At 70.1% G+C, this 15,237-nt stretch carries 10 protein-coding genes and 1 other RNA gene; 10 read left to right on the forward strand and 1 reads right to left on the reverse strand.

The genetic code is table 11. The features are described 5' to 3' along the window. The first annotated feature begins 226 nt into the window (after positions 1-226). From M2157_RS29190 to M2157_RS29205, 4 genes are all read left to right on the forward strand, one after another. Positions 227-1,939 carry a serine/threonine-protein kinase gene (locus M2157_RS29190; protein ID WP_280866655.1) on the forward strand — a complete coding sequence of 571 codons (1,713 nt, stop codon included), beginning with the start codon at positions 227-229 and terminating at the stop codon, positions 1,937-1,939. 149 nt (positions 1,940-2,088) lie between these two features. Continuing rightward, on the forward strand, positions 2,089-3,345 hold the full coding sequence (locus tag M2157_RS29195) for a serine/threonine-protein kinase (protein ID WP_280866656.1): 1,257 nt from the start codon (positions 2,089-2,091) through the stop codon (positions 3,343-3,345). 72 nt (positions 3,346-3,417) lie between these two features. Continuing rightward, the gene (gene prfB, locus M2157_RS29200) at positions 3,418-4,524 is read left to right on the forward strand and encodes a peptide chain release factor 2 (protein WP_266563956.1); all 1,107 of its coding nucleotides are present in this window, start codon (positions 3,418-3,420) and stop codon (positions 4,522-4,524) included. Between the two features lie 291 nt (positions 4,525-4,815). Beyond that, entirely contained in the window at positions 4,816-5,487 is a 672-nt protein-coding gene (locus tag M2157_RS29205; protein WP_280866657.1) for a hypothetical protein, read from the forward strand. Between the two features lie 117 nt (positions 5,488-5,604). Here the strand turns inward: M2157_RS29205 and M2157_RS29210 are convergent, their stop codons facing one another. After that, complete coding sequence (locus M2157_RS29210; RefSeq protein WP_280858016.1) at positions 5,605-5,796, reverse strand: hypothetical protein; 192 nt, start codon at positions 5,794-5,796, stop codon at positions 5,605-5,607. A gap of 236 nt (positions 5,797-6,032) precedes the next feature. Between M2157_RS29210 and ftsE the strand changes: the two genes are divergently transcribed. The 6 genes from ftsE (at position 6,033) to M2157_RS29240 (ending at position 15,214) form a co-directional block, all read left to right on the forward strand. Next, a complete protein-coding gene (ftsE, locus tag M2157_RS29215) occupies positions 6,033-6,722 on the forward strand; it encodes a cell division ATP-binding protein FtsE (protein WP_007382424.1) in 690 nt (229 codons plus the stop codon). 42 nt (positions 6,723-6,764) lie between these two features. Continuing rightward, entirely contained in the window at positions 6,765-7,682 is a 918-nt protein-coding gene (gene ftsX, locus M2157_RS29220; RefSeq protein WP_266528533.1) for a permease-like cell division protein FtsX, read from the forward strand. Positions 7,683-7,750: 68 nt separating this feature from the next. Continuing rightward, positions 7,751-8,923 (forward strand): S41 family peptidase, encoded by a 1,173-nt coding sequence (locus M2157_RS29225; protein ID WP_280858015.1) that lies wholly within the window; start codon positions 7,751-7,753, stop codon positions 8,921-8,923. Positions 8,924-9,001: 78 nt separating this feature from the next. Next, positions 9,002-9,547 carry an SsrA-binding protein SmpB gene (smpB, locus tag M2157_RS29230; RefSeq protein ID WP_280859031.1) on the forward strand — a complete coding sequence of 182 codons (546 nt, stop codon included), beginning with the start codon at positions 9,002-9,004 and terminating at the stop codon, positions 9,545-9,547. Between the two features lie 96 nt (positions 9,548-9,643). Beyond that, positions 9,644-10,030, forward strand: a transfer-messenger RNA (tmRNA) gene (ssrA, locus tag M2157_RS29235). A 234-nt stretch (positions 10,031-10,264) separates the two neighbouring features. Continuing rightward, on the forward strand, positions 10,265-15,214 hold the full coding sequence (locus M2157_RS29240) for a ricin-type beta-trefoil lectin domain protein (protein WP_280858014.1): 4,950 nt from the start codon (positions 10,265-10,267) through the stop codon (positions 15,212-15,214). The last annotated feature ends 23 nt before the right edge of the window (positions 15,215-15,237 follow it).

Consider the following 15,237-nt stretch of genomic DNA (forward strand, 5'->3'; position numbering starts at 1 on the left):
CCGCCGCCCGAGGGCAAGTGATCTTGATTGGTCAGCTCTGCCCCCAAAAGTGCCTGACCAGTGCAGCGCCGACGATCACTTGAGATCGGTCACGTCAACGTCCGGCAACCAGCGGACCCGGCCGGAGCGTCTTTCCTTCGAACGCGCTTGGGAACGCTTACGCAGTGCCTTGGGGAGCGGCACTACAGTGGGTCGGAACGACAGCAAGCAGCAGGGAGTGCATGACGTGCGGCCGGTAGGCAGCAAGTACTTCCTCGAGGAGCCGCTCGGACGCGGTGCCACGGGGACCGTGTGGCGAGCCCGCCAGCGGGAGACCGCGGGCGCCGAGGCCGCCGTACCGGGACAGCCCGGCGAGACCGTCGCGATCAAGGTCCTCAAGGAGGAGCTCGCGAGCGATCCGGACATCGTGATGCGGTTTCTGCGCGAGCGCTCCGTCCTGCTGCGGCTGACCCACCCGAACATCGTGCGGGTGCGTGACCTGGTCGTCGAAGGCGATCTGCTCGCCCTGGTCATGGACCTCGTCGAGGGCCCCGACCTGCACCGTTATCTGCGCGAGAACGGCCCCTTCAGCCCCGTCGGCGCCGCCCTGATCACCGCCCAGATCGCCGACGCCCTCGCCGCCAGCCACGCCGACGGGGTGGTCCACCGCGACCTCAAGCCCGCCAACGTGCTGCTGCGGCAGTACGGCGGCCAGATGCACCCCCTCCTGACCGACTTCGGCATCGCGCGTCTCGCGGACTCCCCGGGCCTGACCCGGACGCAGGAATTCGTCGGCACGCCCGCGTACGTCGCTCCCGAGTCCGCCGAGGGCCGCCCGCAGACCTCCGCGGTCGACATCTACGGCGCCGGCATCCTGCTGTACGAGCTGGTCACCGGCCGTCCGCCGTTCTCCGGCGGCTCCGCCCTGGAAGTCCTGCACCAGCACCTGAGCGCCGAACCGCGCCGCCCCTCCACGGTCCCCGACCCGTTGTGGACGGTCATAGAGCGCTGCCTGAGCAAGAACCCGGACCGGCGTCCCAGCGCCGAGAACCTCGCGCGCGGGCTGCGTGTCGTCGCCGAGGGCATCGGCGTGCACGCGAACTCCGCGCAGATCGCCGCCGCGGACAACGTCGGCGCGCTGCTGCTGCCCGACCCGGCCCCGGCAGCGGTCCCGGACGCGCCCGGCGCCGCCGACCCGACGCAGGTGCTGCCGCACGGCGCGGGCGCCCAGGGCGCCTACGACCCGAACGCCGCGACCAGCTTCCTGCCGCACACCGGCCCCGGGAACCCCGTCGGAGCCGCCGACCCCACCGCCGTACTGCCCAACCGTGGCGCGGCCGATCCGACCGCCGTCATGCCGCCGGTACCGCCCGGCCGGCCGGGACAGGGGCAGTACGGGCAGCAAGGACAGCAGGGGCAGCAGGCCGGCGGGCCCGAGGATCCGCACCCCTGGCAGAACCAGCTGCGCGCGGCCCGGGACCGCAACGAACAGACGCAGGTCCAGTACCTCGACCCCAGCGAGGACCCGCTGCGCCGCCGTCCGCAGCGGCAGGTCGCCAGGCCGGAACAACAGCAGCCGCAGCGACAGCAGCGGCCCCCGCAGCGGCCGCCGCAGGACGGCGGTTACGGCCGCCGGCAGCAGCCCCCGCCCCAGCAGCACGCCCCGCAGCAGCAGCCGCAGCGGTACGCGCCCCCGCCGCAGCCCGAGCGCCCCGCGCGCGAACCCCGGCAGCCGCGGCAGCGCAGCGCCAACCCGATGAAGATCCCGGGTCTGGGCTGTCTCAAGGGCTGTCTGTTCACCATCGTCATCCTGTTCGTCGCGAGCTGGCTGATCTGGGAGCTGAGCCCGCTCCAGGACTGGATCGGCACCGGCAAGAGCTATTGGCAGCAGCTCGGCGACATGATCGACACCGTGAGCGGGTGGATCGGCGAATTGGGCGGTAAGTCCTCAGGTCAGTAGCGACTCAGGGGATTTGTCGACACCCAGCGGGTGATTTCCGTCTCCGCGGTGAGCATGACCTCTCCGGGCGCGTAGTTTTGTCGACTGGGGGTCTGGGGGTCGTCCCCCAGACGGCGCAGCAGCGACAACACGCGTCTGTAGGAGCAGTCTTGGCACGGAAGATCGGCAGCCGGTACACCGCCAACCAGATCCTGGGGCGCGGCAGCGCCGGCACGGTGTGGCTGGGCGAGGGGCCCGAGGGGCCCGTCGCCGTCAAGCTGCTGCGCGAGGACCTCGCGTCCGACCAGGAACTCGTGGGCCGCTTCGTCCAGGAGCGCACGGCCCTGCTCGGCCTGGAGCACCCCCACGTGGTCTCCGTGCGCGACCTCGTGGTCGACGGCAACGACCTCGCGCTCGTCATGGACCTGGTCCGGGGCACGGATCTGCGCACCCGGCTCGACCGGGAGAAGCGGCTCGCGCCCGAGGCGGCGGTGGCGATCGTGGCCGATGTCGCGGACGGGCTGGCCGCGGCGCACGCCAAGGGGGTCGTGCACCGGGACGTGAAGCCGGAGAACATCCTGCTGGACATGCAGGGCCCGCTGGGTCCCGGGGGCTCGCACCCCGCTCTGCTCACCGATTTCGGTGTGGCGAAGCTGATCGACTCACCGCGGCGGACCCGGGCCACGAAGATCATCGGGACGCCGGACTATCTGGCGCCGGAGATCGTCGAGGGGCTGCCGCCGCGGGCGTCCGTGGACATCTACGCCCTCGCGACCGTCCTGTACGAGCTGCTGGCCGGCTTCACGCCGTTCGGCGGCGGGCATCCGGGGGCGGTGCTGCGCCGGCATGTCACGGAGACGGTGGTTCCGCTTCCGGGCATCCCCGACGAGCTGTGGCAGCTGATCGTCCAGTGCCTGGCCAAGGCGCCGGCCTCCCGGCTGCGGGCGTCCGAGCTGGGGGTGCGCCTGCGGGAGCTGTTGCCGCTGCTGGCCGGGATGCCGCCCCTGGACGTGGACGAGCCGGACGCGGAGGAAGAGGAGGAGCCGGACGGGGAGGCGCCGACGGCGGCTTCCGACGGGGAGACGGCGTCCTCCGGGCGGCCGGTGCGGCGCGGAGCCGTGCCGTTGGTACCGGGCGCCAAGCCCGCCGACTCCAACCGGGACACGCACACGTCGATGAGGGTGCCGGCGCCCGATGAGCTGGCCGGGGGCGCGCGGGGAACGGCCCGGGTGCCCCGGGCCGCCGGCGCGCCCCGTCCGGGTTCGGCCCGGCACCGGGCGACCACGCGGCGGCGTCGGCTGGCCGTGGGGGCCGCGGCCGTGGTGCTGGTGGCCGCGGCGGGGGTCGGGGTGTGGGCGGCCACGTCGGGGGACGACGCGGGGGCGTCACCGCAGGACACGAAGAACTCGGCGCCCGCTTCGCCGTGAGGGAGGCGGGGCGGCGGCCCCGGTGACGGTGGTCGGGCGAGGTCGGTTGCCACAGCCGTTAGGCTGGAGGGCGTGGCAGTCGTCGATGTATCCGAAGAGCTCAAGTCCCTCTCCTCGACCATGGAGTCGATCGAGGCCGTTCTGGACCTCGACAAGCTGAGGGCAGACATCGCCGTGCTCGAGGAGCAGGCGGCCGCGCCGTCCCTGTGGGACAACCCGGACGAGGCGCAGAAGATCACCAGCAAGCTGTCCCACCTCCAGGCCGAGGTCAGGAAGGCCGACGCGCTGCGCAGCCGGATCGACGATCTCTCCGTGCTGTTCGAGATGGCCGAGGAGGAGGACGACCCCGACACCCTCGCCGAGGCCGAGTCGGAGCTCACCTCCGTCAAGAAGGCGCTCGACGAGATGGAGGTCCGTACGCTGCTCAGCGGCGAGTACGACTCCCGCGAGGCGCTCGTCAACATCCGCGCCGAGGCCGGTGGCGTCGACGCCGCCGACTTCGCCGAGAAGCTCCAGCGGATGTACCTGCGCTGGGCGGAGCAGCACGGCTACAAGACCGAGATCTACGAGACCTCGTACGCCGAAGAGGCCGGCATCAAGTCGACCACCTTCGCCGTGCAGATCCCGTACGCCTACGGCACCCTCTCCGTGGAGCAGGGCACCCACCGGCTCGTGCGCATCTCGCCCTTCGACAACCAGGGGCGCCGCCAGACCTCCTTCGCGGGCGTCGAGATCCTCCCCGTGGTCGAGCAGACCGACCACATCGAGATCGACGAGTCCGAGCTGCGGGTGGACGTCTACCGCTCCTCCGGGCCCGGCGGCCAGGGCGTGAACACCACCGACTCCGCGGTGCGTCTCACCCACCTCCCCACCGGCATCGTCGTCTCCTGCCAGAACGAACGCTCGCAGATCCAGAACAAGGCGAGCGCGATGAACGTCCTCCAGGCCAAGCTGCTCGAGCGGCGCCGCCAGGAGGAGCAGGCCGCGATGGACGCCCTCAAGGGCGACGGCGGCAACTCCTGGGGCAACCAGATGCGTTCGTACGTCCTGCACCCGTACCAGATGGTCAAGGACCTGCGCACCGAGTTCGAAGTCGGCAACCCCGAGGCTGTGTTCAACGGCGAGATCGACGGCTTCCTGGAGGCCGGCATTCGCTGGCGCAAGCAGCAGGAGAAGTAACTTTGTCGACTTGGTAATCCCCCGCAACTGCCGCCCGCCGGGCGGCAGTTTGCTTTATGTCTGGGTTTTACATCACACTCACAGACCGCTTTCCCCGGCAAAGGGCTCTTACCAGGACATCGCACGCTCAACGGCCTTGACGATGCTTTGAAAAATGGGAAAGGTAAAGCGTGGCATGCGTATCTCTGGGGCGCATGTGAACCGGGGGATTCAAGTTCAGCTACCTTCTCCCGTCGATCACGGCCCCGAGCGCCGCCTCATTGACGATGAGCTACTGGGGGTAGCAACCACATGACGAAGAAGACGCGGATCCGGATCGCGCGCATAGCCGCTGGTGCCGTGATCGCGGCCGGTGCCTCGCTGACCGCTGCCGGCGCCGCTTCCGCGCTGGAGATCGGTGTGAGCGTGGACGAGAGCGGGGTCGGCGTGAACGTCGACACCGGCCTCGGCGACGGCGAGCCGGGCGACGGCACTCCGACCCCTCCTGACGGAGGCATCCCGACCGCACCCAACCCGCCCACCGAGGAGCCGCCCACCGAGCAGCCGCCGACCGAGGAGCCGCCGGTCACCGAGGAGCCGACGATCCCGACGGAGCCCACCGAGGAGCCGACCGAGCCCACCGAGGACCCGACCGACCCGGGCAACGGGAACGGCAACGGGAATGGGAACGGCAACGGAAACGGCAACGGAAACGGCAACGCCGGGGGCGGCAACAGCAACACCGACCCCGACGGCGGCTCCAACGCCTCCACCCAGGAGGAGGGCTCCTCGGCCCTCACCGAGACCGGCACGGACACCACGTCCGACGCCGCGGCGCAGGGCACGGGCGGTGCGCAGCTCGCCGAGACCGGTGCCGGGCAGACCGCCTTCCTGGTCATCGGTGCCGCCACGATGATCGCCGGCGGCGTCGGCTTCCGCCTCCTGCCGCGTCTGGCGAGCGGTCGCGGTGGCGCTGTCGCCTGAAGGTGACTCTCGATAGTCACGCGCTCGCTTGACGTGTGCGTGCGCTATGACGAAGGGCCCGGAGCGGGTGTCGCTCCGGGCCCTTCGTATGTCTGCGTAAGTCTTCGGGGTGCCCGCCTACGCGGTCTGGTGTGCCAGCAGGGCCACCGCTGCGATCAGCACCGCGAGCAGGGCGATCAGGGCCATCGGGTTCAGGCCCGCGAAGAGGTTCTCCTGCTGCAGCCGCTCGCGGCTGGCGCGGCACACGTGGCACCGGCCCTCACTCACGGGCGCCGCGCAGTTTGCGCACACCAGGCGGTCGTACGTCATGCGCGTCACCCTTCTTGCCGTCGGTTCCATACAGGACAACGCTCCCGGATAGCAGAACGTTCCCTTCCCTACTGTGCCAGGTTCGACCGAGGGCCGCCTGTGCGCTGCCGAAGGGAGGGTTTCCAGGTCGGCACAAAAGCGCCCATCCCCTACGCAACCCGAACCGGCGCCTGCGCTCCCGCACCCGGTTCGCGTATGGTCACGCTCATCTACCCCCGGCCTACCGTGGTGCATCCGTGATCCGATTCGACAACGTATCCAAGGTCTACCCCAAGCAGACCCGCCCCGCACTCAGGGATGTCTCCCTGGAAGTGGAGAAGGGCGAGTTCGTGTTCCTCGTCGGGTCCTCCGGCTCCGGAAAGTCCACCTTCCTGCGGCTGGTTCTCCGCGAGGAGCGGACCAGTCAGGGCCAGGTGCACGTCCTGGGCAAGGACCTCGCGCGCCTCTCCAACTGGAAGGTGCCGCAGATGCGCCGCCAGCTGGGGACGGTCTTCCAGGACTTCCGGCTCCTGCCGAACAAGACGGTGGCGGAGAACGTCGCCTTCGCGCAGGAGGTCATCGGCAAGTCCCGCGGCGAGATCCGCAAGTCCGTGCCGCAGGTGCTCGACCTCGTCGGGCTCGGCGGCAAGGAGGACCGGATGCCCGGCGAGCTGTCCGGCGGTGAGCAGCAGCGGGTGGCCATCGCCCGGGCCTTCGTCAACCGGCCCAAGCTGCTGATCGCCGACGAGCCCACCGGCAACCTCGACCCGCAGACCTCCGTCGGCATCATGAAGCTGCTCGACCGGATCAACCGGACGGGCACGACGGTGCTGATGGCGACGCACGACCAGAACATCGTGGACCAGATGCGCAAGCGCGTCATCGAGCTGGAGAAGGGCCGTCTCGTCCGCGACCAGGCACGCGGCGTCTACGGCTACCAGCACTGACCGCCGTTCGAAGAGTCCCCGGAAAGGCCTGAAGAAGACGCCATGCGCGCCCAGTTCGTACTCTCCGAGATCGGTGTCGGTCTCCGTCGCAACCTCACGATGACGTTTGCCGTCATCGTCTCCGTCGCCCTGTCGCTCGCCCTGTTCGGCGGGTCGCTCCTGATGAGCGACCAGGTCGGCGCCATGAAGGGCTACTGGTACGACAAGGTCAACGTCTCGATCTTCCTCTGCAACAAGAGCGACGCCGAGTCGGATCCCAACTGCGCCAAGGGCGCGGTGACCGACGACCAGAAGAAGGACATCCTCTCCGACCTGAAGAAGATGTCGGTCGTCGAGACGGTCGCCCACGAGTCCCAGGACGAGGCGTACAAGCACTACAAGGAGCAGTTCGGCGACTCCCCGCTGGCCGCCTCCCTCACGCCGGACCAGATGCAGGAGTCGTACCGGATCAAGCTGAAGGACCCGGAGAAGTACCAGGTCATCGCGACCGCGTTCAACGGGCGCGACGGCGTGCAGTCCGTGCAGGACCAGAAGGGCATCCTGGACAACCTCTTCACGATGCTGAACCTGATGAACCGGGCCGCGCTGGGCGTCATGGCGCTCATGCTGATCGTCGCCCTGCTGCTGATCGTCAACACGGTGCGTGTCTCGGCGTTCAGCCGGCGGCGGGAGACCGGGATCATGCGGCTCGTGGGCGCCTCGGGCTTCTACATCCAGGCGCCGTTCATCATGGAGGCCGCCGTCGCCGGTGCGATCGGCGGTGGGCTCGCCTGTGTCTTCCTGGTCGTCGGCCGGTACTTCACCATCGACCACGGCATGGCCCTGTCCACGAAGCTCAACCTGATCAACTTCGTGGGCTGGGACGCCGTACTGACGAAGCTGCCGCTGATCCTCGCGGCGAGTGTGCTGATGCCCGCGTTGGCCGCGTTCTTCGCGCTGCGCAAGTACCTGAAGGTGTGACGCATGCCAAGAGGGCCGTACGGTCAACCGGCCGTGCGGCCCTCTTGCGTTGTCCTAGACTCACCGGCATGTCAGGCCGAGACCTGTTCTGTCAGCCCCGCCGCATCCGCCGCGGGGCGGCCCTGACATTGGTGTTCGCGAGCGTGCTGGTGGCCGGCGCGGCGACCGGTTCCTTTCCCGAGGCCGACCGCGGCGACCGGAAGTCCTCGTCGGACTCGGCCCGTTCGGCCGCTCCCGCGGGTCATCACGCGGACGTGGCGGAGGCGGCCGAGGAGGCCAAGGCCGACGGCACGTCCCCCATGGAGGCCGCCGAGCGTGCCGTCAGCCGCAGCGGGGACCGCTGGGGGGCCGTCTACTCCCGCGGCGAGTACGAGGAGTTCGAGGAAGCCCTCGACGGCCAGTACACCGGCGTCGGGCTGTGGGCGCGGCGCGAGCGGGACGGCCGTATCGAAGTGACCAGGGTGAGCTCGGACTCGCCCGCGGCGTCCGCCGGGATCCGCAAGGGCGACCGGCTGCGCAGCGTCGACGGGGAGAAGGTCGACGGGCATCCGGTCACCGAGGTGGTCTCCCTGCTGCGCGGTGACGCCACGGACGCGGCCGCCGGTACGACGGTCCGGCTGGGCCTCGAGCGCGGCACGCGCGCGTGGACGAAGACCGTACGGCGTGCCCGTCTGTCCACGGACTCGGTCACCGTTCGAGAGCTCGCAGGCGGGATCACCGTCATCAAGATCGACTCGTTCACGAAGGGTGTCGGGGACCGGGTCCGGGACGCCGTGCGGGAGGCCCCGGCCGACGGCGGGATCGTTCTCGACCTGCGCGGGAACTCCGGTGGGCTGGTCACCGAGGCCGTGACCACGGCGTCCGTCTTTCTCGACGGGGGGCTGGTCGCGACGTACGACGTCGACGGGTCGCAGCAGGCGCTGCACGCGGAGCCCGGTGGGGATACGACCCGGGCGCTGGTCGCTCTCGTCGACGGCGGGACGATGAGTGCGGCGGAGCTCCTCACCGGGGCGCTGCAGGACCGGGGGCGGGCGGTCGTCGTGGGGTCCCGTACCTTCGGCAAGGGGTCGGTGCAGATGCCCAGCCGGCTGCCGGACGGGGCGGTGGCCGAGCTGACCGTGGGGCACTACCGGACCCCGTCGGGGCGGGGTGTCGACGGACAGGGGATCACGCCCGACCTCGAGGCCGACGAGGGGGCTCTTCGGCAGGCGGAGACGGTGCTGGGAGGGCTGGGCGCCTAGAGGTTGTCCGCCCGCCGATAAGCACTGGTCTCCATGCCCCCTACTAGTGCGAAAATGGGCAGCACTATGAGCAAGGGAATGTACGTACCGAAGGAGTCCCAGCCGAAGCAGGGTGGCGGGGGCGGCAAGGCCCAGGACGGGGAGAAGGGCGGCAAGCGCAAGATCGTCGCCCAGAACAAGAAGGCCCGGCACGACTACGCGATCATCGACACCTTCGAGGCCGGGCTGGTCCTCATGGGCACCGAGGTCAAGTCGCTGCGCGAGGGCCGGACCTCGCTGACCGACGGCTTCGTCCAGATCGACGGGGGTGAGGCGTGGCTGCACAACGCCCATATCCCGGAGTATCACCAGGGCAGCTGGACCAACCACTCCGCGCGTCGCAAGCGCAAGCTGCTGCTGCACCGCGAGGAGATCGACAAGCTGGAGTCGAAGGCCCAGGAGACGGGTCACACGATCGTGCCCCTCGCCCTGTACTTCATCAACGGCCGGGCCAAGGCCGAGATCGCCCTCGCGCGAGGCAAGAAGGAGTACGACAAGCGGCAGACGCTGCGGGAGAAGCAGGACCGGCGGGAGTCCGACCGCGCGATCGCCGCGGCGAAGCGGAAGCAGCGGGCGGCCCAGTAGGAATAGGCTGGCACCGTCGTGCGTTGGTCACGTACGATGGGTCCTGCACCTCACCGAGGGTGCGCGCTCCTCTTCGGAGCATTGAAAAAACAACATGGGGATGATCGGTTTCGACAGCGGCTGTTGAAGCAGGGGAAGCGTGTCGAGGAAGCGGCAATGATCTCGTTAACCATATGTCGCAACCAATAATCGCCAATTCCAAGAGCGATTCCCGCGCCTTCGCCCTCGCTGCCTAATAAGCAGTGAGTGAAGGCCCTAACGGGTGTCAGCCCGGGGGTGTTCCCGACCCGGACCCTGGCATAATCTAGGGGACTAAACCATCGAGCCCGGTCACGGGGCTCGATGGGAAATCAAACAGTGACTGGGCCCGTCGGCGACTTGTTCGCGTGATCGCCGGGGCCGAGAAAATCGCAGCGAACTGCACACGGAGAAGCCCTGATTCTGCACCGTTGGACGCGGGTTCGATTCCCGCCATCTCCACTCGTCCCTCCGGGGACAACCCCATGTGGGCGAAGGCCCCGCAGCTTCACGGCTGCGGGGCCTTAGTCATGCCCTGAGGCTTCACATGTTTCCCACATGTAACGCAGAACACTCTTGTCCTGCACCCGACATGTATGTCTAAGGTAAGCGCCGCGCCGGACGGAGCCGACCACTCCGCCACAGGGCGCGTACACCGGCGACCGGGGGAACCACGTCGCCACGGGGAGGACAACCACCATGCCGAGATATCGGCTCTTCACGCATGCCCGCCCGCCATCCGGGCTCCTGACGCCTGTGCTGACGTCCGTCGTCGCCGTGGCCCTGATCGGCTCGGTAGCCGTACAGCCGGACCTGATCAGCCGGTACGCGGCCGACGACATGGCTTCCGTGGCGGACGTCGGCGACAGCTACGACGGCTTCGACGCCAAGGCCGCCGAACAGCTCCGGCAGGACCAGTGCCTGCTGGGCGAGGCGCTGCGGATGGGCGGGCCCGCCATGTTCGGGGTCGCGCAGGACGGGCTGAACCAGACGCCGGACAAGCTGCACACCGCGGCCAACCGGGAGTACTGGGAGAGCACTCCGCTGTCGACGGCGTTCCAGCAGGACAGGGACGCCGCCAACACGGAGGGCTCCGCCCTCTACGACCACATCCGGGACTTCCAGATCTCCGGTCTGCCCCAGCCGGGCGGCTTCAAGTCGAAGGCCGACTTCGAGTGGCCGCCCGGGACGAGTGGTGACGACCGCCCCAACTTCTTCCAGCAGACCGGCATCTCCAAGTGGATCTGGGAGCAGTTCTGGAAGTCCGAGGGCGACTTCTACCGTGACCTGACTCCGACGGCCGACGAGGCCACCGTCAAGGCGGTCAAGGACCTGGGTGACCCGCTGTACGGCGGCGACCTCGACCCGACGCTGCCCAACTGGAACCAGAGGTACGAGGAACACCAGGCCTACGACGGTCTGGTGAACTGGTCCATGGAGCCGACGGCCGCCGACAACGCGCGGCTCTTCCTGTCGTACGGCGGCTTCCCGCGCACCGCGCCCGAACCGGGCAGCGTCGAGTACCGCATCGCCGTGGAGGACCTGAAGAGCCGGTTCGCCTCCTGCGCCTGGCGCACCCCGGTCGACCCGAACAAGGTGCTCGGCAAGGAGGTCGCCGCCGCGTCCGCCGAGTGGCAGCAGGAGATCGCCGCGCAGGCCACCCCGCGCAACCAGCTCCTGACCGCCAACAAGACCGCCACCAAGGCCCTCGCGGCCGGCTCCAAGGCACTCGGTGAGCTGCTCGGGCTCTCCTGGCGCGCGGACCACCTGGTCCGCTGGCAGGACTACTGGTCGGCCGGTGGGCCCGGCTGGATCGGCACCAGTCCCTTCGTCGTGCACGCCCACGGGGCCACCGACAAGTGCCTGGACGTGGCGGGCGGCAAGAAGGACAACGGCACGCCCGTGCAGATCTACACCTGCAACGGCAGCGCCGGGCAGAAGTGGCAGATCGACGGCGACCGTCTGGTCAACCCCAACTCGGGCAAGTGCCTGACGGTCAAGGGAGGCGCGAGCGCCAACGGCACGCCGGTGCAGATCTCCACCTGTGGCACCGGGGCCTCGCAGAAGTGGCAGTACGGCACCCACGGCACCTCGCGGCTCTACAACCCGGGCACCGGCAACTGCCTCGACCTCGCGGACTACACCAACAGCCGCGACGGCCGCATGTGGGACTGCACCGGCAAGGCCCCGCAGCAGTTCGACGTCGTTCCGTCCGGGCATCAGGGCGCCGACGACGACCTCGACTACCCGACCAAGGCCCAGTTCGACAAGGCGAAGAAGGGCGTCACGGACGCCCAGACCGCGGCGAAGACGCAGCTCGACCTGCTCAAGGCCCAGGCCACGGCGGCGAAGACGGCCGCCGCCACGTCGGACACCGCGCTGACGACGGCGTACGGCATCGCCGACAAGGCGGGTGCGCCGCGGGGCCGGGGTCTGCTCGTCGGGCAGCAGAAGGCCCAGGTCACCAAGGCCTCGGCCGCCGCGCTGGACGCCCTGGCCAAGGCCGGTGACACCGCCTACGCGGCCACCCGCGCCGCCGCCGGGGACAGCGCCACTGTCGCCGCGCGAGCCCTGACGCAGGCCGCGCAGTCGAAGGCCGCCTTCCGTACCGCCGCCGCGAACGAGGCCAGGGCGCAGGCGAAGGCAGCCGCCGACGCCGCCGCCGTACAGGCGCAGACCGCCAAGGCGGCGCGGGACCTCGCGAAGACGAAGCTCGCCGAGACGCTGAAGGCCGAGGCCGACGCGAAGGCGGCCGCCGCCGACGCGCACGCCAAGCGGCTCGCCGCGGAGGCCGAGGCGGCGACGGCGAAGGCGGAGAAGGAGACCGCCGCCGCCAAGCAGGCCGAGGCCGCGCAGCACAAGGAGAACGCGCAGGGGTACGCGAGGACCGCCGACGAGGCCAAGGGCCGGGCGGAGAACGCCGAGTCCACAGCCCGCGCCAAGCGCCAGGACGCCGAGGCGGCCCGGGACCGGGCCAAGGGCAAGCGGGACGACGCGTGGGACGCCGAGAGCCAGGCGAACGCCGCCCGTGCCAAGGCCGACGCCAAGGACGCCTACGCCGAGGCCCACGACGCGGACTCCGACGCCAAGGACTCCCGGGCCGCCGCGGACGAGGCGGACAAGGCCGCCGACGACGCCGAGTCGGCCGCGCGCTCGGCCCGTTCCGAGGCGGACGCGGCCACCCAGGCCGCCGCCGACGCGGACGCCGCCGCCACGCGCGCGGAGGCGGCCGCCCAGCGGGCCCGCTCCGACGCGGACGCGGCCCAGGCCGCCAAGCTGCGGGCGGACGCGGCCGTCCGCACCGCGACCAGCGCCGCCGCCGACGCCATCAAGGCCTCCGAGGCCTCGGCCTCCGCCGCGCGGACCGCCGTCAAGCTGGCCGACGAGGCCGAGAAGCACGCCGCCGACGCCATGAAGCAGGCCGACGCGGCGAAGGCCGAGGCCGCCAAGGCGGTCGCGGGCGCGGCGGACGCGGCCGGGCACGCCTACACCACCGCCCAGGCGGCGGAGGACGCCGGCAACGCGGCACAGCAGGTCGCCGCGCCGGCGAACGACGCGATCCAGCTGGGCGCGCCGTACGTCACCACCGACTCGGCGGCCGGCCTGGCCGTGCTGTCGGGCCAGTCGTCGAAGACGATCGCCGAGCAGCAGCAGGCGGTCGCCGAGGCACACGCGGCCAACGCGCAGAAGAACGCGACCCAGGCGGCGAGCCTCGCGGCGGCGGCGACCGGTGACGCCAAGGCGGCGTACACGCTGGCCGCGGAGGCCGCCGGATTCGCCGCGGACGCCCGCAGGTCGGCGAAGGAGGCGCTGGGTTACGCCGCCGAGGCGGCCCAGTACGCGGCGGACGCGCAGGCCTCACTGGCCCGTGCGAAGGAGTACGACCGCCAGGCCACCGTGGACGCCGAGGCCGCCGACCGGGCCGCCGACCAGGCCGAGAGCTACGCGGTCGACGCCCGCTCCTCCGCCGACCAGGCCGCCCTGGACGCCGAGGCCGCCCGCACGGCGGCGGCGCAGGCCGAGCAGTCCGCGAAGGACGCCCGCGCGGCGGCCGACCGGGCGGACGCGGAGGCGACGGCGGCGGAGGAGGCGGCGAAGGACGCGCAGAAGTACGCGGAGTCGGCGCAGGAGGCCGCCGAGTCGGCGGCACGCAAGGAGGCCAACAAGACCGTCCAGGACGGCGCCGGGACCGGTGTGGGCGGTGTCTTCTACGTCATTGAGAAGATGACCGAGGCGGCACCGGCCAAGCCTCTCAACACGTGCGACTACGTGCCGCAGGGCTGCACGGTGACGTACGAGCTGTACGTGAACATCACGGTCAGCTACTACTTCTGCGTCAACCCCGATGTTCCGGCCACGGAGGCCGGCTGCCCGCAGTCGGACACCGTTTTCCTCAAGACGGACACGCTCCCGAACCAGAAGCGGGAGTGGACCCACCACTTCAGCTTCGGCGACATCACCCGGATCGGCTGGCAGACCCTCTTCGGGGAGACGGTCGGCGCGGTCCTGTACGAGATCGTCCTCGGCGATGCCGCCCGCTGCTACCACGGCGACAAGGGAGCCTGCGCCTGGTTCGCGTCCAACTTCATCCCGGGCAAGGCGTTCACGAAGGTCGCCGACGCGATCCGCGCGCTCGATGTCGCCATGAAGACCGGTATCGGGGTCGCGGATGCGTTCAAGGCGCTGAAGGCCCTGGACGGCGTGAATCCGGCGACATTGGCCCGGATCGAGGACTCCGTCCGTCTGTACGACGACGCGTTGTCGGTCTGCCCGGTCAACAGTTTCCCCGGCTCCACCGAGGTGCTGATGGCGGACGGCTCCCGCAAGGCGATCCGGGACGTTCGCAAGGGCGAGCTGGTCCTGGCCGGCGACCCTGTCACCGGCGGTCTGCGCGCGGAGCCGGTGACGGACACGTACCGTCACGACACCAGCCGGATGACGGACATCGCCGTCAGCGGTGGTCTCCTCACCAGCACCCGCGGTCACCGCTTCTATGTCGAGGGACGCGGCTGGACCACGGTCGCGAACCTCGCCGTGGGCGACCGGCTGCGTACTCCGGACGGAACCACGAGCGCCGTGACGGCGCTCATGGACCGGTCGGGTCGGGCGGAGGTTTTCGACCTGACGGTCGACGACCTGCACACCTTTTTCGTGCGTACGCAGGGACGGGCTCCGCGGGACGTCCTTGTCCACAACTGCCTGAAGATCATCGATGACGAGGGCCTCAGCGGCGCACACACGCTGAGGGACCATGTCCGGCCCAGCGATGAGGAGATGGCCGCGAAGGCCGTCGATTCGCGCAACCGCTCCGGTGTCGCCACGCGCTGGACGAGCGAGGAAATCGCCCAGGACTCGGTCAATACTGCGTTCCAGCAGTGGATCGCCCGCAACCCGAAGGGCCTGGACGGCTGGATGAGCCGTATGCGGGACAAGTTCGGCAGGAAGAATGACCGGGGGTACTTTGATCCCCAGACAGATCTCAAGCCGATCACGTGGACCCTCAAGGATGCCAAGAACCTCGGCCTCAAGTGGGTGCGCGGCGGCGACCAGAAGGTTGACGCCGGGACCAAGGTGATCATCCAGCTGAAGTACGTGGGACGCGACCACCCCCCGGGTTACGTCGTCTACACGGCCTACCTGGCCGGCTGATCACTGCACCATCACCTGTCCGA

Origin of the sequence: Streptomyces sp. SAI-127 (assembly GCF_029894425.1) — a bacterium.
GTDB lineage: Bacteria > Actinomycetota > Actinomycetes > Streptomycetales > Streptomycetaceae > Streptomyces.

Coding starts and splice junctions, on each gene's coding strand:
- M2157_RS29205 (WP_280866657.1), top strand. CDS start 4,816: ATGACGAAGAAGACGCGGATCCGGATCGCGCGCATAGCCGCTGGTGCC.
- M2157_RS29210 (WP_280858016.1), bottom strand. CDS start 5,796: ATGACGTACGACCGCCTGGTGTGCGCAAACTGCGCGGCGCCCGTGAGT.
- ftsX (WP_266528533.1), top strand. CDS start 6,765: ATGCGCGCCCAGTTCGTACTCTCCGAGATCGGTGTCGGTCTCCGTCGC.
- M2157_RS29225 (WP_280858015.1), top strand. CDS start 7,751: ATGTCAGGCCGAGACCTGTTCTGTCAGCCCCGCCGCATCCGCCGCGGG.
- smpB (WP_280859031.1), top strand. CDS start 9,002: ATGTACGTACCGAAGGAGTCCCAGCCGAAGCAGGGTGGCGGGGGCGGC.
- M2157_RS29240 (WP_280858014.1), top strand. CDS start 10,265: ATGCCGAGATATCGGCTCTTCACGCATGCCCGCCCGCCATCCGGGCTC.